The organism is Streptomyces sp. NPDC087844, from assembly GCF_044742785.1.
GTDB lineage: Bacteria > Actinomycetota > Actinomycetes > Streptomycetales > Streptomycetaceae > Streptomyces.
In genome coordinates this window covers 391,113-416,261 of the sequence record NZ_JBIUVD010000001.1, presented here as the reverse complement: position 1 = coordinate 416,261, position 25,149 = coordinate 391,113, and the positions used below count along the sequence as shown (strand labels likewise).

The window sequence follows — 25,149 nt, the reverse complement described above, 5'->3', positions numbered from 1 at the left end:
GTCTCTGTGACTCTTCGGTGCGCCTTCGCCCCGCTCACAACCGTGAGCGGGGCGAAGGCTGTAGGTGTGCCAGGTCAAGTCGAGCCGGGTCCGATCAGGGCAGGGTCCATTTCTGGTTGGCGTCGGTGTGGCAGGTCCACAGGTGGACGGCTGTTCCGTCGTTCCACGTGCCGCCGGACGCGTCGAGGCATTTGCCGGACTGCGGGTTGCGTACCGTGCCGTCGGACTGGGTGGCCCAGGTCTGGGCGCCCGAGCCGTTGCAGGTCCACAGCTGGATCCTGGTGCCGTCGGCGCCGGCTCCGCCGCTCACGTCCAGGCACTTGCCGAGCGCCTTCAGTGTGCCGTCGGCTCCGGTGGTCCACTTCTGGGCGGTGGATCCGTTGCAGGTCCAGATCTGGACCTTGGTGCCGTCGGCGGTCTGGGCGTTGTCGATGTCCAGGCACTTGCCGTTCACGCCCTTCACCTCACCCGTACGGGGTCCGGGGTCCTGCCCGCCTCCGTCGCGCTTGACGCGGATGTCGCGGAAGGACACGTCGTCGCCGTCACCGTGGTTCTGGATGCCGATGTGCCCCTGTCGCAGACTCCGTGCGGGGTCGGTGTTGGTGAAGTCGTTGATCTTGCGGCCGTTGAGGAAGATCTCCAACCGCTCTCCGGTGACCCGGAGTTCGTAGGTGTTCCACTCGCCCGGCGGATTCAGCGCGGCGTCCCGTGCGGCGACGTCGGCGGACTTGAAGCCGTAGACGGAGCCCGTGGTGCGGTCGACGGCGTCGGTGGCGTCGATCTGGATCTCGTAACCGTTGTCCACCGCCGTCCACGGGTCGTCGGAGGCCGGGAAGCCGATGAAGACACCGGAGTTGTCGTCGCCGGCCATCCGCCAGTCCAGCTTGAGGGAGTAGTCACCGGTCAGCTCCTGGGCGTTGTGCCAGAACAGCCCCATCCCGCCCACGGAGGTGAGGGTGCCGTCCGCGAGAGCGAACTGCCCCGGCCCGGCCTGCTTCCAGCCGGTGGTGGACGAGCCGTCGAACAGGGACGTGTAGCCGGTCTCCGGGCGGCAGTCCGCGTCGGTCATCCCGGCGGCCCAGCGGACACCGCCGAGGAGGTGGCGCCGGAAGCCGGGATCGGCGTACGACTCGTCGGTGTGCCCGCCGCCCGTGTAGAAGGCCCGGCCGCCCTGGTAGTCCTTGCACCAGGCGATCGGATGGTCGCCGGACATGTTCCCGCCCGAGTAGCTGGACTCGTCGAGCGAGGCCAGGACATGGGCGGTGGTACGGGGGTTGGTGCGGTAGTTGTACCACTCGTCCGTGCGCTGCCAGGTGCTGCCCAGGTGGGCGGTGGCGTCGTGCGCCCGGTCCTCCACCTTGACCGTGGCGGACTGGATCGCCGGATGCGAGTGGAAGAGCGCGCCGGCCAGACCCTCGTAGAAGGGCCAGTCGTACTCGGTGTCGGCGGCGGCGTGGATGCCGACGTAACCGCCGCCGCCCTGGACGTAACCCTCGAAGGCCGTCTGCTGGGCGGCGTTCAGCACGTCACCCGTCGTCGACAGGAAGACGACGCTCTTGTACTGGGCGAGGTTGCCGGTCGTGAAGGTGCCCGAGTCCTCGGTCGCGTCCACGGTGAAGTTGTTCGCGCCGCCGAGGGCGCGCAGGGCCGCGATGCCCTCGTCGATCGAGTCGTGGCGGAAGCCCGCCGTCCTGGAGAAGACGAGGATCTTGTACGCGGGGTCGGCCGCCGCGAGGGGCCGTGCTTCAGCGGTGACGGACGGGCTCACCGCTCCGGGCAGCGCGGCTGCCTGCGGGGTCAGACAGAGCGCGGCGCCGACGAACAAGCCGAGGGCGGCTTTCAGGCAGGTTTGTAGTGGGGTGTGCACAGAGATACGCATGGTCGGTCTCCTCCCTCCTACGGCAGGGTCCATTTCTGGTTGGCGTCGGTGTGGCAGGTCCACAGGTGGACGGCCGTTCCGTCGTTCCAGGTACCGCCCGACGCGTCGAGGCATTTGCCGGACTGCGGGTTGCGGACGGTGCCGTCGGGCTGGGCGGCCCAGGTCTGGGCGCCCGAACCGTTACAGGTCCACAGCTGGACCTTCGTGCCGTCGGCGGTGGCTCCGCCGGAGATGTCCAGACACTTGCCGAGCGCCTTCAGCGTGCTGTCGCTCCCGGTGGTCCACTTCTGGGCGGTGGATCCGTTGCAGGTCCAGATCTGGACCTTGGTGCCGTCGGCGGTCTGGGCGTTGTCGATGTCCAGGCACTTGCCGTTCACGCCCTTCACCTCACCCGTGCGGGTCGCGCCGCCGGAGGTGGTGAAGGAGAACTCGTCCACGTCGAAGAGCGCGCCGCTGCCGCCCTTGAAGACGAGGTGGAGGGAGGTGGAGCCGGTGGGCTGGTTGCTCAGTGCGGCCGTCACGTCCTGGAAGGTCTCCCAGCCGCCGGTCACCGGCACGGTCGCCGTGCCGAGCAGGGTGCCGGTCGTGGAACCGGCGCGGACCTCGATGGTGCCGCCCGCGCCCGCCGAGGAGACCCGGGCGGTGAACCGCGTCGCGTTGCCGAGGGCGTACGGCTCGAAGGAGATCCAGTCGTTGTTCTCGATGTTGCCGACGGTCTTCCCGCCGTGGGCCGGGCCGTGGGAGATGACGTCGACGCCCGCGGAGTCGCCGTAGTGCTCGCCCTGCCGGTGGCTGGGCTGGACGACGTGCTGGTCGTGCGCGGTCAGCGCGGGCTGGCCGCCGGCGCCCTTGTCGGTGTACTCGGCGTCCAGCACGCCGAAGATGTTGGCGTTGGGATCGTGCTCGCCGTCCGCCAGGGTCTGCAGCGTCCCGGTGCAACCGGTGGTCGAGGTCTGCGGATGGCCGTGGCTGTCGTGTCCGACGATGAAGGTGACCTTCACCTTGGAGCAGTCGATCGTGCCGTCCTCGGGGTCGGTCACCGTCACCTTGAACGGGATGGCGTCGCCGAAGTCATGGATGCCGCCGTCCAGGGGCAGGTCGAGCTTCACCGTGGGCGCGGTGTTCCCCACCGTGATCTGCACGGAGGCACTGCCGGACTTGCCGGTGCTGTCCGTGACCGTCAGCGTGGCCGTGTACTGGCCGTTGGTCGCGTAGGTGTGGGAGGGGTTGGCGGCGGTCGAGGTGGAGCCGTCGCCGAAGTTCCAGGCGTAGTCGAGGGTGTCGCCGTCCGGGTCGGTGCTGCCGGCCGAGGAGAACGTGACGGCCAGCGGCGCCTTGCCCGAGGTGACGTTCGCCTTCGCCTGCGCGGAGGGGGCGAGCCCGCCGGTGACATGGTCGATGCGGTACAGCGCGGAGTTCGCGTCGCCGTTGAAGTAACCGGTGCCGTAGTCGAGGACGTACAGGGCGCCGTCGGGGCCGAAGGCCATGTCCATCACCTGGGTGCCGGTCCAGGGGACGGAGTTGATCGACTGCACGGTGCCGTCGCCGCTGGACTCGATGCGCTTGATCCAGCGGCGGCCGAACTCACCGGCGAAGAAGTCGCCGTCGTACTCCTGCGGGAACTTCACCTCGGAGGTGGAGTCGGCGTCGTAACGGTAGACCGGGCCGCCCATCGGGGACTCGGAGCCGTTGCCGAACTCCGGGACGGACGCGCCGTCGTAGGGGATCCAGGCGGGCTGGACCGGAGGCAGACTGGTGAGGCCGGTGTTGTTCGGCGAATTGTTCGTGGGTGCCGCGCAGTTGAAGGCGGACCCGGAGGTGCCGGTGGCGAAGTTGTAGTCGATGTAGGCGTCGTTCTTGCCGGTGCAGTACGGCCAGCCGAAGTTGCCGGCTTTGGTGATCCGGTTGAACTCCACCTGCCCGCCGGGCCCGCGGGTGGGGCTGGCGGTGCCGGCGTCGGGGCCGTAGTCACCGAGGTAGACGATGCCGGTGGCCTTGTCGACGCTCATCCGGAAGGGGTTGCGGAAGCCCATCGCGTAGATCTCGGGACGGGTTTTCGCGGTGCCGGACGGGAAGAGGTTGCCGCTCGGTATCGCGTACGAACCGTCCGCGCTGACCTTGATCCGCAAAACCTTGCCGCGCAGGTCGTTGGTGTTGGCCGAGGAACGCTGGGCGTCGAAGGCGGGGTTGCGGGTGGCGCGCTCGTCGATGGGGGTGTAGCTGTCCGAGGCGAACGGGTTGGTGTCGTCGCCGGTGGACAGGTACAGGTTTCCGGCCGCGTCGAAGTCGATGTCGCCGCCCACGTGGCAGCAGAGACCGCGGGAGGCCGGTACGTCGAGGATCTTCTTCTCGCTGGCCGGATCGAGAGTGCCGTCGCTCTTCAGGACGAACCGGGACAGCCGGTTGACCCCGTCGAAGGGGGCGAAGTCGGCGGCGCTGCCGTCGGAGGGGGCGTCACCGGCCGGCGTGCTGAGCTTGGGCGCGTAGTACAGGAAGATCTGCCGGTTGGAAGCGAAGCCCGGGTCCACGGCGACGCCCTGCAGCCCTTCCTCGTCATGGCTGTAGACGTCCAGCTTGCCCGCGACGGAAGTGGTCCCCGCCGCGTTCGTCAGCCGGAGCGTGCCGTCCCGGGAGGTGTGCAGGACCGAGCGGTCCGGCAGCACCGCCAGGGTCATGGGCTCACCCGTCTCGGCCACGCCCTTGGCGAGCGTGACCTGCTGGAACTCGACGGCCGCCGCCTTCGGTTCGGCCACCTTGCGTTCGCCGGCGGGATCCGCGGGGTGCGCGGCGGCCGGGGAGATGGGCAGCAGACAGCCGACGGCACAGGCCACGGCGGTCAGCAGATGACGGACACGTCTGTGTCCGAGCGGTTTCGTGCGCACAGAGGTCTCCCAAAGTGGGGTGGGATGACGGCAGTCCTCACGGACTGCCAAGCGGTGCACAGGCGCGCGCCGTCGCGCCGTCGTGACCGGTCGCAGCTCTATGACCGGTTCATTTCAAGGAAGTTAGCGAGCTTTGTCGAACGCCGTAACCCATCGAGCAGAAGTTCCCGACACTTTTTCCCCACCGAGGACAAAGTGGCTCACGCCGGTCGGCGCTTCGGGTGGGGGCGCTTCGGGAGGGGCGTGGCCCCGACAACCCGGGCGACGGCCTCGCGGTCACACTCGAACTCATGCTCTATGAGGACGTGCTGGTCGTCCTGAACGGCGGCGACATCGTCTCACTGCTGCCGCAGAGCGGCGACTGACGGCAAAAGCCTCAAGCGCCGTGCGCAGTGGGAAGCCGGCCCGGCCCCACACCTGTGCGAGCGGTGCGGTCAGTTCGGCACTGGACCGCCCGGCCAGACCGATGACTTCGCCCCGCCCGTGGACGGCCGGCACCGCACCGCACCGCCTGCCGTACCCACCTCCCACTGCATGCTCGACAACTCAGGAACAAGTCTTCAGGCCTCAGGAAGAGGTTTTCAGGCGTTGCGCGAGCAGGGGCGTGGCCTCGGTGGGATCGATGTCGCAGATCAACAGGCCGGGCTTTCCGTAAGGCTGATGGCTGAGCAGCGTGCCGTCCGGCCGCACTACGGCGGATGTCGTGGGCGACCCCGGGCTCGCGCAGTTGACGGCCGCGATGTAGCAATTATTCTCGGCGGCGCGGCATAGGAATGCCTTCTCGTGGAAGGAGTTTTTCGGGTCGGCGAATTCAGTCGGCTGGAACGCGCCGGGTTCTGCTTCGCTGTAGTGCGGGTGGAACACCAGCTGGGCGCCGTTGTGAACAGCCCAGCGTACGGTCTCCGGATAGCGAAAGCCCTCGTGGCAAATCACGATGCCGAAGCGGAAGCCGTCGACTTCGAATATGCGGCGATCGCTGCCCGCCTCGTAGATGGCATCTTCTTCCGGGGCGAGCTGCACCTTGTCCTGATAACCCGCTCGACCGCCGTCGGGCCGAAGCACGAGCGTGGTCAGACGTGGCTTGTCGGAAACGTACCGCTCCGTACCGAGCACCACGTGGATGTGACTCTCCCGCGCGGCCTGGGCGATGCGCTCGTGCGCGGCTTCCAGGAAGGTGGCGCTCACGGCCTTACGCGATTGCGGCGGCCATGGGTAGCCCGGTATGTACGCTTCCGGAAAGCACACGATATGCGCGTCGGCAGCGGCGGCGGCTCTGACCGCGCGCTCGGCTCGCACCACGGAGTCTTCTGGATTCTCGGGAATTTCGAGGTTGGCGAGCGCGATACGAAGTTTTGTCATGCGACTCATTGTGCTGCACAGCTCGGACACCCGAGGGCGAGTCGGCTGCACTACCCAGCGGCCGAACCAACGCCTTCGGTAATGGTTCGTGCCGCGGCCGGCTGGGGTGCGGGGCTGTGAGTTCGTGCGGCCAGGGCCCGCGAGGGGCGCGGGGAACTGCGCGACCAGCCCTCACCGGCCCGCAGAGCCGCGACCACCGAATCGCACCCACCCCGGGCGGAGCCCTACCCCAGGTGGAGCCCTACCCCAGGTGGGGCCAAACCCCGGGCGGGGCCCTACCGGGGCGGCGCCCACACCGCCCCCACCGCGGCAGCGATCCGCGAAACCGCCTCCGGCCCCACCCGACAGCACCCCCCGATCAATCGCGCCCCGGCACGCTCCCAGCGGACCACCTGCTCCGGCGCGAAGGTGGAGTGCCCCCGCCAGGTACGCGCCCCCGCGTCCCAGGTCTCCCCGCTGTTCGGATAGACGACGACCGGCTTGCCCGTGACCCGCACGGCGGTCGCCACGGCGGTGTCCACGTCCTCGGGAGCGCAGCAGTTGACACCGACCGCGATCACCTCGTCGGCGTCGGCGGCCACCGCGAAAGCCTCCTCCAGCGGCTGCCCGGCCCGCGTCCGCTCACCGGCGACGCTGTACGACAGCCACGCCGGTACGCCGAGTCCGCGCACCGCCCGCAGCAGCGCCCGCGCCTCGTCGACGTCCGGCACGGTTTCCAGGGCCAGGACATCAGGGCGAGCATCGGCCAGTACCTCCACACGGGGCCGGTGGAAGCGCTCCAGCTCCGCCACGCTCAGCCCGTACCGCCCCCGGTACTCGGAGCCGTCCGCGAGCATCGCCCCGTACGGACCCACCGACGCCGCCACCCACAGCGGCCGGCGCGCGCCCTTCACCCCGGCCTGCCGAGCCGCCTCCCGGGCGAGTTCGACACTGAGCCCGAGGAAATCGGCCGCACGCTCACCGGAGATGCCGCGCCGGGCGAAGCCCTCGAAGGTCGCCTGGTAACTGGACGTGATCGCGACGTTCGCGCCGGCCTCGAAGTAGGCGAGGTGCGCCTCGGTGATCGCCTCCGGTCGCTCCACGAGCAGCCGCGCGGACCACAGCTCGTCGCTCAGATCGTGCCCGGCGGACCGGAGCTGATTGGACAGACCGCCGTCGAGAACGACGGTGCCGGCGCCGGTGGCGAGGACTTGGGCGAGGGGGTGGGCCGCCCCGGGAGAGCTGTCGCTGGTCATGCGTCGACGCTACGCGCACCTAGGCTCTGGGCTCGCCGCGCGGACCGCCGTCGTCGTCACCCCGGTAGGCGTGGAGCCCGGCGCGCAATAGTTCCCGGCACAGCGCATCGGCCACCTTGGTGCGCTCTGTGATCACATCCGGCTCCGCGTGGGGTGGAATGCGGAAGCCGTGCTCGTTCGGGGTCAACTCAGGTCCGGCCAGTTCAGGAGGTTCTCCAGGGTGGTGCGGTCGCCCTCGCTTCGCAGGGTGTCCAGGGGGAGGCGGCCGTGCAGGGTGAGCAACAGCCCGCTCGCGGTGCCGTGGAGGGCGGCGTCCGCGCCGCGTTGGCCGTCGGTGACGAGGTGTGACCCCGACTCCGATATGTCGAGCATCCATGACTCGCCCTCAGCCGCGTGCAGGCTGATCAGGGTCGGCTCGTGCGGCCAAGGACCGGCGGTGCCGTGGCTGACGCCGATGAACTCGGCGACGCCGTCGAGTGCCACAACCACCGGTACGGGCACGGGAGTTCCCGTCGCCAGCTGGGCGTCGAAGGCGTGGACAGCGGCCTCCTGCACCTGATGGCGCGCCACGGCACCGCTGTTCGTCGGGACGTCGGAGTCACCCCACCACGTCCAGCAGTCCACCGCGGCACCCGCGGCTCGCAGGGCGGCGATCAGTTCCTCGGTGGCCGCGGCCGAACGCGCCAGGAGGTCGGCCGACAGCGTGTCATCGCCCGACACAGCGGCCTGTGTCACGGCCTGTGTCATGACCGGCGCCACGGCCGGAGGCTTCTCGCTGGGGCCGGCCGCGACCGCCGCCGCCCAGAACCGGTGCACCTCGGTCACGTGCTCGACGAGTTCACGGAGCGACCAGTCGGGACAGCTGGGTACGCGGACATCAAGGTCGAAAGAACCGGCGACGCTGTCGCGCAGGGCGGCGGAGCGGTCCTCGATCAGGGCCAGCAGGTCTTCGAAGGAAGGTGTCTGGGTCATTCCTGCTTCCTATCACCCGCCACTGACAGTGGTGTTGCCGTCACCGGATCCGAGGCCGACTCCGGCAGAGGGTTTTCGGATCGCCGCCGGATCGCGCCGGATAGTGGCGGATCGCGCCCGATCCGTTGACCTCCTCGTAACACGCCCTTACCTTTTCGGCGTTCGGGATGACAGATGTTGTGCGAAATGCCGAACATTTCTGTTCGCTTTTGTGTCCCCCCACCCCGAGAGGCAGTCAGCATGAGCCGCGACGACGATCTGCCCGAGACTCCGGGCCGCAGACGGGCGCTGAAGGGCGCCCTGGCCGCAGGCGCCCTGCTCGCCGTGCCCGGCATGGCCGAAGCCCAGGCCGCGGACCCGACGGGCCGCCCCGCGGACCCGACGGGCACCCCCGCCGACGCAGTGGGCGCCCGGTACCGCAACCCCCTCGTCCGCAACCGCGCCGACCCGCACATCCACCGCCACACCGACGGCTTCTACTACTTCACGGCCACCGCGCCGGAGTACGACCGGATCATCCTGCGCCGCTCGCGCACCCTCCGCGGGCTCGCGACCGCCACCGAGACCGTGCTGTGGACGAAGCACCCGAGCGGTGCCATGGGCGCTCACATCTGGGCGCCCGAGATCCACCACATCGACGGCAAGTGGTACATCTACTTCGCCTCGGCGCCCGCCGAGGACATCTGGGCGATCCGCATCTGGGTCCTGGAGAACTCCGGCCCCGACCCCTTCAAGGGGACCTGGGTCGAACGAGGTCAGCTGAGGACTGCCTGGGAGACCTTCTCCCTCGACGCCACGACCTTCACCCACCGTGGCAGCCGCTATCTCGCCTGGGCGCAGCACGAGCCCGGCATGGACAACAACACCGCGGTCTGGCTCTCGAAGATGTCCGACCCGATCACACTGACGGGCCCTCAGGTGCGGCTCACCACACCTGAGTTCGGCTGGGAACGCGTCGGTTACCGGGTCAACGAGGGCCCGTCGGTGATCAAGCGCAACGGCCGTCTCTTCATGACGTACTCGGCGAGCGCCACCGACTTCAACTACTGCATGGGCCTGCTCACGGCGGACGCCCGCAGCGACCTGATGGACCCCGCGAACTGGGCCAAGTCGCCGACCCCGGTCTTCACCAGCAACGACACGACCGAGCAGTACGGCCCCGGCCACAACTGCTTCACGGTTGCCGAGGACGGCCGCACCGACGTGCTCGTGTACCACGCCCGCCAGTACAAGGAGATCGTCGGCGATCCGCTGAACGACCCCAACCGGCACACCCGCGTACAGCGGCTCGGCTGGAAGCGCGACGGCACCCCCGACTTCGGCATCCCCGTGGCCGACGACCGCCCCGTGCCCGACGCCCGGTCCGCCACCGACGCCCGGTCCGCGACCGACGGCCACCCCGCGACCGCCATCCCCCCGAAGGAGCGTGCCTGAGATGAGACGCCTGTACGCCGTACTCCTCGCCCTCTGCCTGGCCCTCGCCGGCGCCCTCGTCACCGCGGGCCCGGCCCAGGCCGCCGCCCAGACCGTCGTGAACGGCACGCAGTTCACCGACACCAACGGCAGCCCGGTGCACGCCCACGGCGGCGGAGTCGTCAAGGTCGGCTCGTACTACTACTGGTTCGGGGAGAACCGGAACTCCGACAACACCTTCCGGTACGTGGACGCCTACCGCTCCACGGACCTGAAGAACTGGGAGTTCCGCAACCACGTCCTGACCGAGGCGAGCGACCCGGAGCTGGCGACCGCGAACATCGAGCGGCCCAAGGTCATGTACAACGCGTCCACCGGCAAGTTCGTGATGTGGATGCACAAGGAGAACGGCGTCGACTACGGCGAGGCCCGCGCGGCGGTCGCCGTGTCGGACACGGTCGACGGCAACTACACCTGGCAGGGCAGCTTCCGCCCGCTCGGCACGCACATGTCCCGTGACATCACGGTGTTCGTCGACACGGACGGCGCGGGGTACATGGTCTCGGCAGCCCGCGAGAACTACGACCTGCAGATCTACCGGCTGACCGCCGACTACACCGGAATAGCCAGTCTGGTCGCCGACCCCTGGCACGGCGGTCACCGCGAGGCGCCCGCGCTCTTCAAGCGCAACGGCGTCTACTTCATGCTGACTTCGGGGGCGACGGGCTGGAGCGCCAACCAGCAGCAGTACGCCACGGCGACCTCGATCGCGGGCCCCTGGACCGCGATGGCGAACGTCGGCGACTCGACGACGTACAACTCGCAGACCGCCTTCGTCCTGCCGGTGCAGGGGAGTTCGGGTACTTCCTACCTCTACATGGGCGACCGCTGGGGCAACTCCTTCGGCGGTACGGTCAACGACTCCCGTTACGTCTGGCTGCCGTTGGGCTTCCCCAGCTCGACCACGATGTCCATGTCCTGGTCGCCCGAGGTCACCGTCGACACGGCCGCCGGGACCGTCACCGGGACGAGTGCCACGTACAACTCACTGATCGCCCGCCACTCCTCCAGGTGCGCCGACGTCACCAGCCAGTCGCTGTGGGCCGGCGCCCAGATCAAGCAGTACGCCTGCAACGGCGGCGCCAACCAGAAGTACTGGTTCAAGTCGGTCGGCAGCGGCTACTACCAGCTGGCCGTGCGGGGCAGTTCCCTGTGCGTGCAGGAGAACGCGAACACTGTCACACAGGAGAACTGCAGCGGTTCGGCGACCGCCCAGCAGTGGTCGCTCACCACCACCGGCTCCTATGTGAACATCAAGTCCCGCGCCACCGGTGAGTGCCTGGACGTGAACGGCGCGTCCACCGCGGACTCCGCCGCGCTCATCACGTACACCTGCAACGGAGCGACCAACCAGCAGTGGACCAGGGGAACGTGAAACCCGCTCCCGCCCTCTAGAAAGCGCTTGCCATTCGGGGTACGGTCCAGCCGTCGCCAGGGCCCGTCCGGTGCACGACATGCCGGACGGGCCCGCCACGAACCACCCCACGCACCACTCCGCGAACCGCACCCTCGCCGCAAGCGCTGGACCCGATGGACCTGTTGGAGGAGTCGCGTTGAGACGCACGACGATCACCCTGCTGGCCGGGCTGACCCTCGCCTCGGCCCTGTCCGCCACCCCGGCCCTGGCGCAGAGCCCTGGCGCCGGTGACGGCTCGGGGCCAAGGTTGGGGCTGGGGTTGGGGCTGGGGTCGGATCCGGGGCTGGAGCCGGGGATGGGGCTGGAGAACTGCACCGCCGGCGCCTGCCACTTCGATGTGCCGCCCGGCACCTACGACGTACGGGTGCGGCTCGGCGGTGAGGCCGCGGCGAGCACCGGTATCAGCGGTGAGACCCGGCGCACCCTGCTGGCCGAGACGCCCACCGTGGCGGGTGAGCCCGTGACCCGCGGCTTCACCGTGAACGTCCGTACTCCCGAGGGTGAGCCCACCGGCCCCGACGGCACCGCCGGACTGGACCTGGCCGTCGGTGGCTCGGCGCCCGCGCTCGCCGACATCCGCGTCACCCCGGCCGGCGGACGGCACACCCGGCAGATCTTCCTCGTCGGCGACTCCACGGCCTGCGACCAGCCCGGCGAGCCCTACTCCGGCTGGGGCCAGCAGCTTCCCCAGTACCTCCGCAAGGGCGCCTCCGTCGCCAACTACGCGGATTCCGGGGAGAGTACGGTCACCTACCTCGCCAATCCGCGGCTCTTCGCGACCGTCCAGCCGCTCATCCGCAAGGGCGACCTGGTCCTCATCCAGCTGGCCCACAACGACAAGCAGACGGACGAGCCGACGTACCGCGCGAATCTCGAAACGCTCGTGGCAGGCGTACGGGAAGAGGGGGGACGTCCGGTTCTGGTCACTCCCATCGTCCGTCGCTGGTTCAACAGCGACGGCACACTGAACAACGGCACAGCCCTGCTGGTCAACGGCCTCGGGGTGGACCACCCGGCCGTCACCCGCTCGGTCGCCGCGGCCCACGAGGTCCCCCTCATCGACCTCACAACCAGGACGAAGACCCTGGTGGAGTCGCTGGGCGTCGAGGGCTCCAAGGCGTTGTACCTCTACGACGAGAAGCGCGACAACACCCACACATCGACGCGGGGCGCGACGGCGTACGCGAAACTCGTCCGCGACGAACTCCTTGCTCAAGGCCTGGTGCCCGAGCGCCTTGTGAGGTGAGCTGGACGCCTGGGGCGTCCCGACCGGAACCGGGGCGTCTCAGGTGTACATCCGTGGGGCGCCCCACGGATGTACACGCCCGGCCCCGACAGGGGTGCGGTTGTTGTGACGACGTGCGGCAGGTACCCCGTCAGGGGGTGAGGTTGCGACTGGGCGGGGCCGGGTTCCGTCAGGGGCGCGGGCGTTGTGACCTCGTGCGGCCAGGGCTCCGTCAGGGGCGCGGGGAACTGCGCGACCAGCCCTCACCGGCCCGCAGAGCCGCGACCACTGATCGCACCCACCCCCCGGGCGGGGCCCTACCCCAGATAGGGCCAACCCCGGGCAGGGCCCCACCTGGGCGGCGCCTGCATCGCCCCCAGCGCGACGACCCCGATCCGCGAAACCGCCGCCCCACCCGACGGCCGCGGGACCGCCTCCGCCGGACGGCGTGGCATCTCGGCGTGGCATCTCGCGGGGCAGCCGGAAGAACCGCCGCGCGCTCCGGACGAAACCGTGTTCCCGTGTTCTCTCCTGGCCTGTCATCCCACAGCCGACCGGAGCCCGTCGGCCGGCCCCGTCCGACGGGGCCCCGCGCGAAGGCCGGAACGCTTCGGCCGGGGCCGAAGCGTTCCGGCCCTAGCGTTGCGCCATGGATCCCACCTGCGCCGCCTTCGCCGCGCTCCATCACTCCGACGCCGACGCCCCGCTGCTCCTTCCCAACGCCTGGGACCACGCCTCGGCGGCGGCCCTGGCCGCGCAGGGCTTCGCGGCGATCGGGACGACCAGCCTGGGCGTCGCCGCTGCCGCCGGCCTGCGTGACGGCTCGGCGGCGACCCGAGACGCGTCACTCGCGCTGGCCCTGGCGCTGGGACAGGGCCCCTTCCTCCTTTCGGTGGACGCCGAGGGCGGGTTCAGCGACGACCCGGCCGAGGTCGCCGAGGTGGCCCGCGAGCTCGCCGCCGTCGGGGCGGTCGGCATCAACCTGGAGGACGGTCGCGCCGACGGCACCCTGGCCCCCGTCGAACTCCACGCGGCAAAGATCACCGCGGTGAAGGCCGCCGTGCCGGGGCTGTTCGTCAACGCCCGCACGGACACCCTCTGGCTGGGCGACGGCGACGGCGACGGCGACGGCGGAGGACGCGGACGCGGACGCGAGACGATCCGTCGCCTCGACGCCTATCAACTGGCGGGTGCCGACGGCGTGTTCGTCCCCGGGCTCGGCGACCCGGCCCGGATCGCCGGCCTGGTCAAAGCCCTCGATGTGCCCCTCAATATTCTCTACTCACCCAAGGGACCGCCCCTTCCGGACCTCGCCGAGCTGGGCGTTCGCCGCGTCAGTCTCGGGTCTCTTCTCTACCGGCGTGCCCTGGGAGCGGCCCTGGAGGCTGCCGCCCTGATCAGGGCGGGGCTGCCCGTCGAGGGGGCCGCCCCGGCGTACGGGGAGGTGCAGGCGCTGGTTCGGCCGGGCGGCCCCGGTCTGCGCGGCCCCGGCCCCGGTCTGCCCGGCCTCGGTCTGCCCGGACCCGCCCCGTCCGAGGGGGCTTCCTGGTAGCGTTGATGCTTTCGTGGGTATGAAGCTCTGTGGACTCCGACCGGCGAGGGACCCAGGAATCATGGACATCCCCGGTAGTACGGGCAACACGGGTGGGAAGCGACTGGCCGCGGCCGTCGTGATGCGCGAGGGCCTCGTCCTGCTGGTGCGCCGCAGTGAGACCGAGCGGTTCCTGCCCCGGGTGTGGGGCGTGCCCTGCGGGAAGCTGGAGCCCGGCGAAAGCTCCGAGGACGGTGTGCTGCGGGAGCTCAAGGAGGAGACCGGGCTGCTCGGCGAGGTCGTCCAAAAGGTCGGCGAATCGTCCTTCGTGAGCGAGTACCGCGGGCAGGAGATCAAGAACTGGCAGGAGAACTTCCTGGTCAGGCCGCTCTCCCGGCAGATCACCCTTCCTGAGCCGGACCAGGACCACCGCTGGCTGAGTCCGGACGAGCTGCACACCGTCGACATCGACGACTACAACGTCGACATCGTGCGTCAGGCCCTCACGAACTCACGAACCTACGAACTTACGAACTTCTGAGCAGCTCCGCCAGTGCGTCGAGCTCGCCCAGGTAGTCGTCCACGTCCAACGGCACCTTCGGTACGGTCCCCGGGTGGGGCCCCGCCGCCGTGAACACGTCGGTGTGCCGCCGCCGTCCGTTCCCCGTCTCCAGGAAGAGCGTCACCGTCGGCTCGGCCGAGTCGCACCACGCCCGGTGCAGGGTGTGCGCGGGCAGGGCGTAGGTGCTGCCCGCCGCGTACTCCGCGACCTGGGTCAGCCGCAGCCGGGCCGGGCCCGTGGGCTCCAGCAGCCAGTCCGCCGAACCGTCCGCCAGGGACTCCTGGTAGCGGTCCGCCTCGATCCCGCCGTCGATCGTGCCGGCGCTGCGGGCGTCACCGCGAGCGTCGATGCGGGCGTCGATGCGGGCGTCACCGCGGGGCGCGTACAGCTCCATCGCCAGACGCCCCCGTACGACGGCAGAGGCAAGCGGGGAACGGTGGTTGTGGATGTCCTCCTTGCCGATCGCGCCGCGGCCCGGATGCCACAGATGGGCGCGCAGCATGTGACGGGGGCCGTCGTCGATGAGCAGGAGCTTGTCGAAGCCGAGGACGTGGCGGTACGAGAGCCGGGCACAGCCGTGCGGATCGCCCTCACCGGAGGCGAGTTCGGCGGTCAGTTCCAACAGGCGCTCCGGGGTGCCCAGTTCGGCTACCACCGAGCGGGCCGCCGACAGCCGTGCGTGTTCCGGCAGTTCGCCGTCCAGCGTCTCGGTCAGCAGTTGCCGTGCCACCAGGATCTGTCGGCCACCCATGCACGTTCCTCCCGGCTCAGCCATTCGGTTGGTGGATCAACGGTTGATACATCCATACGGCATGCGCCCGCAGTGCCGAAAGGCCTTGATAGGTCATCCACATGGGGCGGCGCAGCTCATTGGTGTCGTCGCGCACCCAGGTCCATATGCCGTCGCTCTGCCCGGCGTACACGGCGCTCGCCGCGCCGTTCAGCCGCTCGCGCCACTCCTCCTCCATGCCGTCCTCGCGTGCGACGTCGCGGGCGCCGGGGGTGAGCAGGGCGCGGACGATCCAGGAGGCCGTGAAGTGCCGTACGTTCAGGACCTCGTGGCGGGTCGGGTCGTCGGTGCGCGGCCTGCGTACGTCCTCGCGGAGGTTGGACAGGTCGAGGCAGGCGTCGTGCGGGGCGTCCGGGCAGGCGAGTAACCAGCGCACGCCGTCCTCGCGGGCAGCGCACGCGTTGACGCTCTCACTGCCCAGGACGCGGGCGGCGCGGTCCAGGGCGACCACCGCCTGAGCCGTGTGCAGCGGGGACGGCGGCCCGTGGAGGGGCGCGAGCCGGTAGCCCCAGCAGCGGTGGTGCCGACGGCGCGGATCGGTGACCGCGCCCTCGACGAGGGCTTCGCGCAGCAGGGGCAGCACCGGGGAGTCGGGCGCAGCGCGCAGCAGACCGCGCATCACGGTCGTCAGGACGTGCGTCAACTCGCGGCCGGCAAGATCGAGTTCGTGGGTGAAGCGCGTCTCGCAGTGCGCCACCTCCTCGGCGAGTCGCTCCTGTGAGGCTCCGGCTCTGGCCAGCGCGCCCAGCACCAGGGCGGTCACCTCCGGGCGGGCCTGGGAGCCCTGCGTACGCGCCGACCAGCCGCCGTCCGGCAGGCGCAGCCGCCAGAGCGTGTCGATCAGATCGCCCGCGCCGACCCGCCCCTCGGGCATTCCGAGGTCGAGCATGATGTGCAGTCCGTACGCGGTGCCCATGGAGGTGGGCCGGCCGGGACCGCTCTCACCGAGGGAGTGCGGCCAGCCGGTGAGACGTCCGCGTACGGGGTCGTCGACCACGCAGATCTGTCCGGCGAGCGTGCCGTACGCGGCGGAGAAGAGGTCTGGCAGCGGTCCGGGGCCCGAGAGTGCCGACTCGGACGCGTGTAACTGGCCTAGGGCTACGGGCGTGTTGCCTTCGCTCCTGGACCGGAGCAGCGCCGCCGAGAGCCAGGCCGCCAGGGCCGTGCCGAGCCCGCTGACCGCGGCGATGGTGTAACGCGCCGTCTGTCCACCGATGTTGTCCGGCAGGACACCCACCAGGGACTGGAACACGGCGTAGCCGGCGGCGGCGGCGCCGAGTCCGCCCAGCCATCGGACGAGGCGGGCGGGGCGTGGCCCGTGCGGTATGTGCGGCTCGGGGTCCGGTCTCAACGAGCCGCCACGGGCATGTGGTTGGGACATGGTCCGCTTCCTCCCCCCGAGGCGGCACGTGGCATCTGCGAAGCTTTCAGTCTAAGTGGTTGGCGGGACGTGTGGGGTCGCTCTGCCGGGCGCCGAGAAGACGGTCAGGGTGTGGGACTGCCTGGTCGGGAAGCTGTCCGTCCGATCGCCAGGCGGTCCCGGGCTACGGCGCCTGGGGCGATGTGGGCTCTTCGCCGGGCGGCTCTTCGCTCGGTGACTCCTCGTGTGGCCAGTGCTCCAGCGTGACGTGGAGGGCGTCGACGGCACGGTTCCATGACGTCCGTACGTCTCTGGAAGCGCCGAAGGCGCCGGTGGCCTCCAGGGCGCAGTAGCCGTGGAAGGTGCTGCGCAGCAGGCGTACCGCGTCGGTGAGGTCGGGCTCTTCGAGGCCGTACGCGCGCAGCATTCCGTGGGTGACCTCGGCGGTGCGGGCGAAGGCGGGGGAGGTGGCCGCGAGGCTCTGGTCGATACGGATCTGGGTGGCCGCGTACCGACCGGGGTGCTCCAGGGCGTACTCGCGGTAGGCGCCGGCGAAGGCGGCCAGGGCGTCCTTGCCGGCGCGTCCGGCCACCGCGTCGGCGATCCGGTCGATCATCTCGCCGCCCGCGAGGAACGCCAGCCGGGTCCGCAGGTCGTGCAGGTTCTTGACGTGCGAGTACAGGCTCGCGTCCTTGACTCCGAACTTTCTGGCCAGTGCGGAGAGCGAGACGTGCTCGTACCCGGCCTCGTCGGCGAGGTCGGCGGCCGCTGCGACGACCCGCTCGGTGGTGAGTCCGGCACGGGCCATTCTCGGCAACCCCTTCCAGGGGTGTCTGGGGATGTCCGGCCAAGAATAGCGATCACGGCCTCTGCCCGTCCCGCCACCGCATGGGGGCTCCGCCCCCGAACCCCCGTCGCGCAGTTCCCCGCGCCCCCAGGTACCCGGGGGCGCGGGGAACTGCGCAATCCATTAGTGCCTGACGCTGACGCTGTCGGGGATCTCGGTCACGACCAGGGATCCGGGTGGTATCCGCCTATGTTGCCGCCCACAGGAAACAATGACGCGGTCCAGATGTGTGAGGCGGGTCAGGCTGAACGGGGTCAGCACGCGGTGCACGTGGAGGGCGCCAGCCGCACCAGGTGCGCGATGCGGGCCGGTTCACAGCGGTGCAGGACACGAACCCTGATGATGCGGTGCTCGGTGAGGGTCGGGGTCCGGCCCGGACTGGTGTGCAGGCGGGAGGAACGGTCGCGATCCCGCCCCGGCCGAACTGCTGGTAGCGGCTCGCCCAGCGCTGGGCGGTGGTCGGCGAGACCTGGAAGTTCCGCGGCCCGGCGCAGCGGCCAGCCGTCCGTGACCACGCAGCGGGCCAGGCGCAGGCGTCCGGTCTCGGTCAGGGGTGCATGACGGTGGGGCACGAGGGCCCCTCTGTTGCTGTTGCTGGTGCAGAGATCGCAGTCCACACCAGGCAGAAGGCCCTCACCCATTGCAAGATCGATCAGCCGTGCGACCTGTCACCGTCCGCAACATCCCGGAACAGAACAATTAGACGTTGGCCTGGCAGGCGGCTTGGGCCAGCTTGGTGCGGAGGGTCCTGCTCCGCTCCGCGGGCTTGAGCGCGGTGCTCCGCGGAAGGCCCTTCGGGGTGATGTCGTAGCGAGCGAGGTCACCCTTGGAGATCTCGTCGGGCAGGTTGTTTCCGATGCAGGGGATCGCCATGAGGACGATGTGCGCCGACCCTTCGTGGCCGGGCAGCAGACGGGCGCGCAACGCCTCGCTGTAGGCCCAGGTGATCGTTTTACGATTGCCGCTCTTCGGCGAGACACGGCCCGGGTTCTGCGGAGCGGCCAGGGACTCGTCGTACAGGGGGAAGACCATCCCCTTTTCGCGGAACCCCTCACCGGGCGGCAGGTACACGGAGAAGCCGATGTTGACGGCGTGGTCCGAGGTGGCGGCCAGTTCGGTGCTGGGCTCTTCGACCCCCGGGTAGCGCTTCCGCGTAAATGTTCCCAATTTAGCGCGCTCGGCCGGGAATTGCGGGCCGCACACCTCCTCACTCGCCAATTCCAGGCCCTCGTAATTGGTCGCCGGAATAACGAAGGCGTCGGCGATGAACTGATTGCCGCTTTTCTCGTCGGAGAGCAGGCCGGCCACGTCCCGCCGCCAGTCGGGCGGCTGCTTGATCATGCGCAGCCAGCGGCCGGTCACCCACTCCTGATGCTCGGTGGAGCCGGTGTCGTCGAGGATCGGATCGCCGAGGCAGTAGTCGGTGAAACCCACTGAGCAGTCAGCCGGGAAGCGACCATTGGCGGGAAAGGCACGCCCGGGTCCGCTTCGACTGTTGTTGCCCAGCTTCCCTGACGTCATGCCGACGTACGGGGCGCCCTGGGTACGGGCGTTGGGGCACGCCGCCTTGGGCAGACCAGGTCTGTCGACGGGGGAGAAGAGACTCACCACAGAGACGATCAGGACCAGCAGGCCGAGTGCGCCGGTGACGATGTTCCATCGCTCGGGCGCGGCCACACTCTCTGTTCTCGGCGCACTTCCGGCGGGCCGGTGCGCCAGACCGAAGGCGAGCGCGATAACCGCGACGGCAGCGATCATGCCGTCAACCCTCAGAACCTGCATACGGCCGTATAGAACACCTTGATCGACGAGGAAACCCCGGGCGATCAGTGCGGCGAGCGCTAAACAGGTCAGCACTGCAACCGGCCACCACCTGCGTAAAATCCGATCCATGGCCCACCCCCGAGTCCAAGGCTCACGCTCAGCGCAAGCAAGGGGCAGAGGCTAGCAGTGAAAACCCTTTCTATGTGCCGAACGTATGGCAGTAATTCAATTACGGGCCACGCCGTCCGGATTGACGACTCCGGAAAGCACCGCCGCCCGCCGTGTAATCACCGCGGGAAACCCATGATCGGCTGACGCGGTTTCGGACATGACGGTGCAGGATGCGGGCTGCGACCCAAGCGCCAGCGTCCCCCCGGCTTGCCGTCCCGCGGGATACCACTCCTCGAAGTCCTAGTCGCTCCACAGGCCGTTGTGATGGTCGCGGATGGCCATGGCGCCATGGCCGTGGTGCCCCTGGGGTTGCTCGCCCGGGCGACCCGCACGGTCAACTCGGGGATTACGCGGCCGGTACGAGGGCGAGCACACATCTCGGGGCCTCCGGAGTCCCGGGGCGCCAACCGTCCCATCCGTACAGATCGCCGAGCCCGCGATTCCCGGTACCGCAGCTACGAACGAGTGAACGCCACCGCCACGTCAGCCACTCCAGTCCCATGGGTAGCGCCAGTCACGAACGAACCCTTCGCCCAATGGTCACCGACTCATCGGGGCCACGATCAGCGGGCTGACTGACTCGCCAGTGATGCTCTGAACAGGGACAACGCCATACTTCAGCAGCACATCGCCCATGCTGGACAAGTCTCATTCTCAAGTTTTCCGACAGCGTCAGGCACTTTGGCCCGCCCTCACCGGACCCGCAGACGAGACAGTGCCCCGTCCCCGCCCCTGGGGCGGCGTCAGCCGATTGGCGCGTACAGCACACCCAGTTTGTCGATCTCCGTGCCCGCCCGGCCGCTGAAGCCGGCGATCTGCCAACCGGTCGGGGCCGTGTACGTCACCGCGTCCGCCGTGGCCGAACCGGCCGACATCGTACGGGACTTGTCGGTGGTGAACGCCGCCGAGAAGATCCGCGTCCGACCGTCCTTCTGCCCCTGTGTGAGCTTCACCGAGGTGAGGTGTTCGCCGGCGGCAAGGGTGAGGGAGGCGGCCGTACCGCTCGTGCCGCCGTGGGTCAGCGACGTACCGCCGTCGAGCGTGAGCGACACCGCGTCCAGGCGCGAGCCGCCTCGGAGGGTCAGCGTGCGGGGCGAGGGCGTGGCCGGGAGGTCGTCCGCGTCGTTGAAGGCCGTGCCGTGCGGGCCGCCGAAGAAGTCGCTCGCCCGGAGCTTCGCGGGCAGGGCCCAGGAGAAGTCGACGGTGTGCGGGAAGTGGTCGGACAGGTTGCCGCCGGCTGAGTCCAGGAACTTCGCCCACTCGTTGTTGTAGCGGGTGGCCGAGAGGTTCACCAGGCCGCTGCCGCGGTAGAGGACCTTGTCCACCACCTCACAGGTGTTGGTCGGCGCGGTCGTGGGGCAGACGATCGCGTCGCTGCCCTGCGTGGGCGCGCTGCCGCCGCGGGCCAGCTGGACCCACGCGTCGGTCAGACCGTTCTCGCTCGCGAGGGTACGGATGTTGTCGCCCGAGCGGGTGTAACGGGTGTTGGTGTCACCCATGACGACGACCGCGTTGCCCGCGGAGTTGGCCTGCACGAATTCCGAGAGCTGCTCGATGTTGGCGCGCCGGGCGGCGAGGGCGTCGTCCGTGTCGTCGGCGTTCGTGTGTACGTTGTAGAGGTCGACGAAGACACCCTCCGCGAGCCGCACCCGGGCCAGCGAGAAGCCCTTGGGCGTAAGGCAGTTGGTGCCGGTGCAGTCGTTCCACCGCACCCGCTCGAAGTCCTCGAAGGTGTAGTCCGAGAGGGTGTTCAGACCGTCGCCGAAGGGCACACCGCCGCTGGTCGCCGTGCGGTACGGGTGGTTGTCGCCCGCGTACAGCGCCGCGTGGTAGTTGAAGTCCTCCTGGACGTTGACGATGTCGTACGCGCCCAGCCGAGGGGCGAGCAGCGGGGTGTTCACCTCCGGATTGCCGGAGCTGAGCCCTTCGGGGAGGCCCGCGACGTTGTACGTGAGGACGTTGAAGGTGCCGGAGGAGGGGGCGGCGGCAGCCGCTTGAGCGGGGGTGGCCGTAGCGGTGGTGGTGAGCCCGGTGACGGCCAGCGCGGCGGCCATCAGGGTGCCGATGAGTCTTCTCATGGTGGGGGTGCCTCCAGTCGGAGGGTGCGTGGGAGGAGTGTGGGGACCGGTGCGACGTGGGGGAGCCTCAAGACCAACTAGTGTGACGTACAAGGGTAGTTGTGGAAACTGTGGGAGCAGAGGCGAGCCGCCGTGCCGGAGTCGCCCGGACATCACTCCCATGTCGTCCGGTGTTCATGTTTCACATCGAGTCTCCATAGCGCGCGACCGCACCGGCGGCGCTGGACACAGGAGGCCGACATGGGGCACGGACACAGTCACGGGCACGGGCATCACCACCACGGTCACGACCACCAGGGTCACGACCACGGCCACGAGAGTGCCCCTCTCCCCGCGGCCTTCGACACCTCCGTACCCGACGAGGCCCTGACCCCCGAGCAGCAGTCACGCCGTTCCATGCTCCGCCGCGCGGGCCTGCTCGGTGCGGGTCTGGCGACAGTGGGCGCGTTCGGCGCGGCGGCGAGCGGGACGGCCGCCGCACAGACGTCGGCAGGGGCCCGGACGTCGGCCGGCGCGCGCACCTCTTCCGGTGGCCGCAAGGGCAACGGCTTCCTCTGGCTGGCCGGTGACCACCACATCCACACCCAGTACAGCAGCGACGGCAAGTACCGCGTCGTCGACCAGGTCCGGCAGGGCGCACGGCACGGCATGGACTGGCTGGTCATCACGGACCACGGCAGCGTGGCGCACGCCAAGATCGGCGTGGACAAGGTCAACCCGGACATCAAGGCCGCCCGCGAGGCGTACGAGGACACCCTCGTCTTCCAGGGCCTCGAATGGAACATCCCCGGCGCCGAGCACGGCACGGTCTTCGTGCACCCCGGCAAGAACGAGGTCTCCGTCCTCAAGCAGTTCGAGACCGACTACGACGGCAGCGTGAAGAACGCCTCCGACTCGACGCCCGCCAACGAGGCGCTCGCCGTCGCGGGGCTGGCGTTCCTCGGTGAGCAGGTCCAGCGCCGCAAGGTCAAGGACGCGCTGATGCTCGCCAACCACCCGGCGCGTCGTGGTGTCGACTCCCCGCACGAGATCCGCGCCTGGCGCGACGCGACCTCCCCGAGCCACCAGATAGCCGTCGGCTTCGAGGGCGCCCCCGGCCACCAGGCCGCCGGCCTCCCCGCCCCCCTCGGCATGGGCCGGGCGCGCGGCATCTACGACAACAACCCGAGCGCCAACTCGTTCGCCGGCTACCCGCTGGAGAGCTACCGCACCTGGGGCGGCTTCGACTGGATGACCGCCACGGTCGGCGGCCTCTGGGACAGCCTGCTCGCCGAGGGCAAGGCCTGGTGGATCAGCGCCAACTCGGACTCCCACCAGGTCTACGCGGACACCGCCGCGCGCGGTGGCGGCGACTTCAACACCGACGGCCGCTACGGCGACCCGGTGTACAGCGGCCAGATCGACACCACCCAGGGTGACTACTGGCCCGGCCAGTACAGCAGGACCCACGTCGGCGCCGAGGACTTCTCGTACGCCGCCGTGATGGACGGCATCCGCGCCGGACGCGTGTGGGTCGACCACGGCCAGCTCATCAGCGGCCTCGACGTCCGGGTCTCCGGCGGCAGCCGCTGGGCGACCCTCGGCGGCGCGCTGCACGTCAAGAAGGGCACGAACGTCACACTGACCGTGGACATCGCGCTCGCCCAGGACGCGAACTGGGCCGGTTTCATCCCGAAGCTGGCCCGCGTCGACGTCATCCAGGGCGATGTCACCGGCCCGGCCGCCGACAAGGACACTCTCGTCGCGCCGACCACGAAGGTCGTCAAGTCGTACGAGGTCGACAAGACCACCGGCACGGTCCGGATCACGTACGCCCTCGGCCGCGTCGACCGCCCGCTCTACCTGCGCCTGCGCGGCTCCGACGGCAAGCGGTCGGCCGTCGGTTCGCGGGGTGCGGCCGTCGACCCGGCGGGCCCCGCGATCGACGTCGTCGGCGACGCGGACCCGTGGAAGGACCTGTGGTTCTACTCGAACCCGGTCTGGGTCCTGCCCGCGTGAACCGTCCGGCTCACATCAGCACGATCGACGCCGATGTACGTGAGCTGCGCGCGGCCGACCACCTGCTGCTGGAGCTGGCAGCCGAATTCGCCCTCCTTGAGAGCGCGTTCGGCTGCACCCACCTGGTACGCGGGGAGCGACCGAGGGTGATCCTGTCGTTCACGACATCGACCGAGGACACCGCGCGACGCCTCACGGCGAAGGGGTACGAGGTGACGGCCGGCGCTCCCGACGAGGTGGGCCGCGCCGTCGTCTACCCGGGCTCACCCGAGCTGACCGGCACCCTGACGATCGCGGAGCTGTTGGCTCGCTCCGCGATCAGCAGGGTGGTGGTGCTGGGCGCCCCCGGCGAGCCGCCGCCTTCGCAGCCGGTGGTGACCCGGGACCACGTACGGCCGCAGTGGCAGGACGGCGAGCTGGTCCTGACCCTGCAGTCGGCCGTGGGTGGCGTACTGGTCCCGTTCGAGGTACCGGACCCTACGCCGTGCTGCGCGGACCACTGAGGTCGAGAACGAAGTCCGCCCACGCGGTGGGGGAGAGGGTGAGCTGCGGGCCGCGGGTGTTCTTGGAGTCACGGACGTGAATGGTGGCGGGGCAGGCGGCGACTTCGACGCAGTCGCCCTGGCTGCCGCTGCTGTACGTCGACTTGTGCCAGGCGAGGGCTACCTCTACGCAGTCGTCGCCGTCGCTGCCGCTGTAACTGCTTTTGAACCAGGCGCGTTTCGTGGTCGTGCTCATAGCGCTCCTCGCATCTCCCGGAGCAGGCTCACGGAGTCGTCGGGTGTGAGAGCCTGTGAGCGCATCTTGGCATACCGCTGCTGGATCAAGCTGATCTCTTTCCGGTCGGCGATCAGCACACCGGTCTGCTGCCCTTCCGAGTACGCGAACCACTCGTTCTCCGAGGTCTCCAGCAGCTGCACAGGCCCGTCCAGGCCCGAGTGTGTGGTCTGCCGGAGCGGCATGAGCTGCAACTCGATGTTCCAGTGCCGGTCGTTCACCTGCAGCAGATGGTCGATCAGTTCTCGCGTGACGTCCTCGCCGCCGGTGTGCCGCTCCAGTACAGCCTGTTCGATGATGAAGCTGAACGCTGCGGGGGGCTCTCGCCGCGTGCCGAGCAACTCCTGGCGAGCGAGACGCGCGGCCAGACGCTGCTCGACCTGTTCTTCGGTCGGCAGCGGCGGCACGCTCCAGATCACCGCACGAGCGTAGGCGTCGGTCTGCAACAGCCCAGGCACTACCCGGCACTCGTACGTATGCAGGGTGATCGCCTGCTCCTCCAGGTCCGCCCATCTGCGGAACCAGGACGCCAACCCCGGCTGCCGCGTGGCGTACTTCGCCGCCGCCCGGAGCACGCCGAACGCATCCAACACCTCCTCCGCGCGCTCGACGTACACCCTCGGCGGCAGCCGCCGCCCCTGCTCGATCGACGCCACCGTCCCCGGCTGGTACCGCACCAGCGGTGCGAACTCCTCCTGCGTGAGCCCCGCCCGCTTGCGGAAAGCCTTGTGGACCAGACCGAACGTCTTCAAACTGTCCGACGGTTCGGGCTCGTTCGCCGTGCTGTTGGTCATGAAGCAATCGTCACGGAAAGTCACTCCGACTGTCC

20 protein-coding genes and 1 pseudogene are annotated in these 25,149 nt (G+C 69.6%); 8 read left to right on the top strand and 13 right to left on the bottom strand.

The genetic code is table 11. The features are described from left to right. Positions 1-94: 94 nt before the first annotated feature. Both ACIOKD_RS01640 and ACIOKD_RS01635 read right to left on the bottom strand, forming a co-directional pair. A complete protein-coding gene (locus ACIOKD_RS01640; protein WP_402076677.1) occupies positions 95-1,879 on the bottom strand; it encodes a ThuA domain-containing protein in 1,785 nt (594 codons plus the stop codon). Positions 1,880-1,896: 17 nt separating this feature from the next. Continuing rightward, complete coding sequence (locus ACIOKD_RS01635) at positions 1,897-4,761, bottom strand: PQQ-dependent sugar dehydrogenase (protein WP_402076676.1); 2,865 nt, start codon at positions 4,759-4,761, stop codon at positions 1,897-1,899. A 221-nt stretch (positions 4,762-4,982) separates the two neighbouring features. On the opposite strand from ACIOKD_RS01635, the gene ACIOKD_RS01630 reads away from it, so the two are divergent. Beyond that, positions 4,983-5,126 (top strand): hypothetical protein, encoded by a 144-nt coding sequence (locus ACIOKD_RS01630; RefSeq protein ID WP_402076675.1) that lies wholly within the window; start codon positions 4,983-4,985, stop codon positions 5,124-5,126. Between the two features lie 202 nt (positions 5,127-5,328). Here the strand turns inward: ACIOKD_RS01630 and ACIOKD_RS01625 are convergent, their stop codons facing one another. The 3 genes from ACIOKD_RS01625 to ACIOKD_RS01615 all read right to left on the bottom strand — a co-directional run bounded on the left by ACIOKD_RS01625 (position 5,329) and on the right by ACIOKD_RS01615 (position 8,327). Continuing rightward, on the bottom strand, positions 5,329-6,120 hold the full coding sequence (locus tag ACIOKD_RS01625; protein ID WP_402076674.1) for a carbon-nitrogen hydrolase family protein: 792 nt from the start codon (positions 6,118-6,120) through the stop codon (positions 5,329-5,331). 275 nt (positions 6,121-6,395) lie between these two features. After that, complete coding sequence (gene mmuM, locus ACIOKD_RS01620; protein WP_402076673.1) at positions 6,396-7,355, bottom strand: homocysteine S-methyltransferase; 960 nt, start codon at positions 7,353-7,355, stop codon at positions 6,396-6,398. A 183-nt stretch (positions 7,356-7,538) separates the two neighbouring features. Beyond that, positions 7,539-8,327: a maleylpyruvate isomerase family mycothiol-dependent enzyme gene (locus ACIOKD_RS01615; RefSeq protein ID WP_402076672.1), complete on the bottom strand. Its 789-nt coding sequence runs from the start codon at positions 8,325-8,327 to the stop codon at positions 7,539-7,541. 240 nt (positions 8,328-8,567) lie between these two features. On the opposite strand from ACIOKD_RS01615, the gene ACIOKD_RS01610 reads away from it, so the two are divergent. The 5 genes from ACIOKD_RS01610 (at position 8,568) to ACIOKD_RS01590 (ending at position 14,514) form a co-directional block, all read left to right on the top strand. Beyond that, entirely contained in the window at positions 8,568-9,761 is a 1,194-nt protein-coding gene (locus ACIOKD_RS01610; RefSeq protein WP_402076671.1) for a family 43 glycosylhydrolase, read from the top strand. 1 nt (position 9,762) lies between these two features. Beyond that, positions 9,763-11,175 carry an RICIN domain-containing protein gene (locus ACIOKD_RS01605; RefSeq protein WP_402076670.1) on the top strand — a complete coding sequence of 471 codons (1,413 nt, stop codon included), beginning with the start codon at positions 9,763-9,765 and terminating at the stop codon, positions 11,173-11,175. Positions 11,176-11,353: 178 nt separating this feature from the next. Further along, the gene (locus tag ACIOKD_RS01600; RefSeq protein ID WP_402076669.1) at positions 11,354-12,463 is read left to right on the top strand and encodes a rhamnogalacturonan acetylesterase; all 1,110 of its coding nucleotides are present in this window, start codon (positions 11,354-11,356) and stop codon (positions 12,461-12,463) included. Positions 12,464-13,091: 628 nt separating this feature from the next. After that, positions 13,092-13,994, top strand: a complete 903-nt coding sequence (locus tag ACIOKD_RS01595; protein WP_402076668.1) for an isocitrate lyase/phosphoenolpyruvate mutase family protein — start codon at positions 13,092-13,094, stop codon at positions 13,992-13,994. 61 nt (positions 13,995-14,055) lie between these two features. After that, positions 14,056-14,514, top strand: coding sequence for an NUDIX hydrolase (locus ACIOKD_RS01590; RefSeq protein WP_402076667.1), 459 nt, complete (start codon positions 14,056-14,058; stop codon positions 14,512-14,514). Here ACIOKD_RS01590 and ACIOKD_RS01585 read toward each other — a convergent pair. From ACIOKD_RS01585 to ACIOKD_RS01560, 6 genes and pseudogenes are all read right to left on the bottom strand, one after another. Continuing rightward, the gene (locus ACIOKD_RS01585) at positions 14,501-15,286 is read right to left on the bottom strand and encodes a hypothetical protein (RefSeq protein WP_402076666.1); all 786 of its coding nucleotides are present in this window, start codon (positions 15,284-15,286) and stop codon (positions 14,501-14,503) included. The genes ACIOKD_RS01590 and ACIOKD_RS01585 overlap by 14 nt on opposite strands. Positions 15,287-15,302: 16 nt before the next feature. Further along, positions 15,303-16,706 (bottom strand): hypothetical protein, encoded by a 1,404-nt coding sequence (locus ACIOKD_RS01580; protein ID WP_402076665.1) that lies wholly within the window; start codon positions 16,704-16,706, stop codon positions 15,303-15,305. Between the two features lie 163 nt (positions 16,707-16,869). After that, on the bottom strand, positions 16,870-17,493 hold the full coding sequence (locus ACIOKD_RS01575) for a TetR/AcrR family transcriptional regulator (protein WP_402076664.1): 624 nt from the start codon (positions 17,491-17,493) through the stop codon (positions 16,870-16,872). Between the two features lie 219 nt (positions 17,494-17,712). Further along, positions 17,713-18,104, bottom strand: a pseudogene (locus ACIOKD_RS01570) (leucine zipper domain-containing protein); the annotation flags it as partial. A gap of 127 nt (positions 18,105-18,231) precedes the next feature. Further along, a complete protein-coding gene (locus ACIOKD_RS01565; protein WP_402076663.1) occupies positions 18,232-19,425 on the bottom strand; it encodes a hypothetical protein in 1,194 nt (397 codons plus the stop codon). A 785-nt stretch (positions 19,426-20,210) separates the two neighbouring features. After that, positions 20,211-21,545 carry a jacalin-like lectin gene (locus ACIOKD_RS01560; RefSeq protein WP_402076662.1) on the bottom strand — a complete coding sequence of 445 codons (1,335 nt, stop codon included), beginning with the start codon at positions 21,543-21,545 and terminating at the stop codon, positions 20,211-20,213. 240 nt (positions 21,546-21,785) lie between these two features. Between ACIOKD_RS01560 and ACIOKD_RS01555 the strand changes: the two genes are divergently transcribed. Together ACIOKD_RS01555 and ACIOKD_RS01550 are read left to right on the top strand one after the other, a co-directional pair. Then, positions 21,786-23,543, top strand: a complete 1,758-nt coding sequence (locus tag ACIOKD_RS01555) for a PHP domain-containing protein (protein WP_402076661.1) — start codon at positions 21,786-21,788, stop codon at positions 23,541-23,543. After that, positions 23,540-24,046: a hypothetical protein gene (locus ACIOKD_RS01550; protein ID WP_402076660.1), complete on the top strand. Its 507-nt coding sequence runs from the start codon at positions 23,540-23,542 to the stop codon at positions 24,044-24,046. Before ACIOKD_RS01555 ends, ACIOKD_RS01550 begins: the two co-directional genes overlap by 4 nt. Here the strand turns inward: ACIOKD_RS01550 and ACIOKD_RS01545 are convergent. Beyond that, entirely contained in the window at positions 24,021-24,281 is a 261-nt protein-coding gene (locus tag ACIOKD_RS01545) for a DUF397 domain-containing protein (protein ID WP_402076659.1), read from the bottom strand. The two genes, ACIOKD_RS01550 and ACIOKD_RS01545, sit on opposite strands and share 26 nt — an antisense overlap. After that, positions 24,278-25,114, bottom strand: a complete 837-nt coding sequence (locus tag ACIOKD_RS01540) for a Scr1 family TA system antitoxin-like transcriptional regulator (RefSeq protein WP_402076658.1) — start codon at positions 25,112-25,114, stop codon at positions 24,278-24,280. Before ACIOKD_RS01540 ends, ACIOKD_RS01545 begins: the two co-directional genes overlap by 4 nt. Between the last annotated feature and the right edge of the window lie 35 nt (positions 25,115-25,149).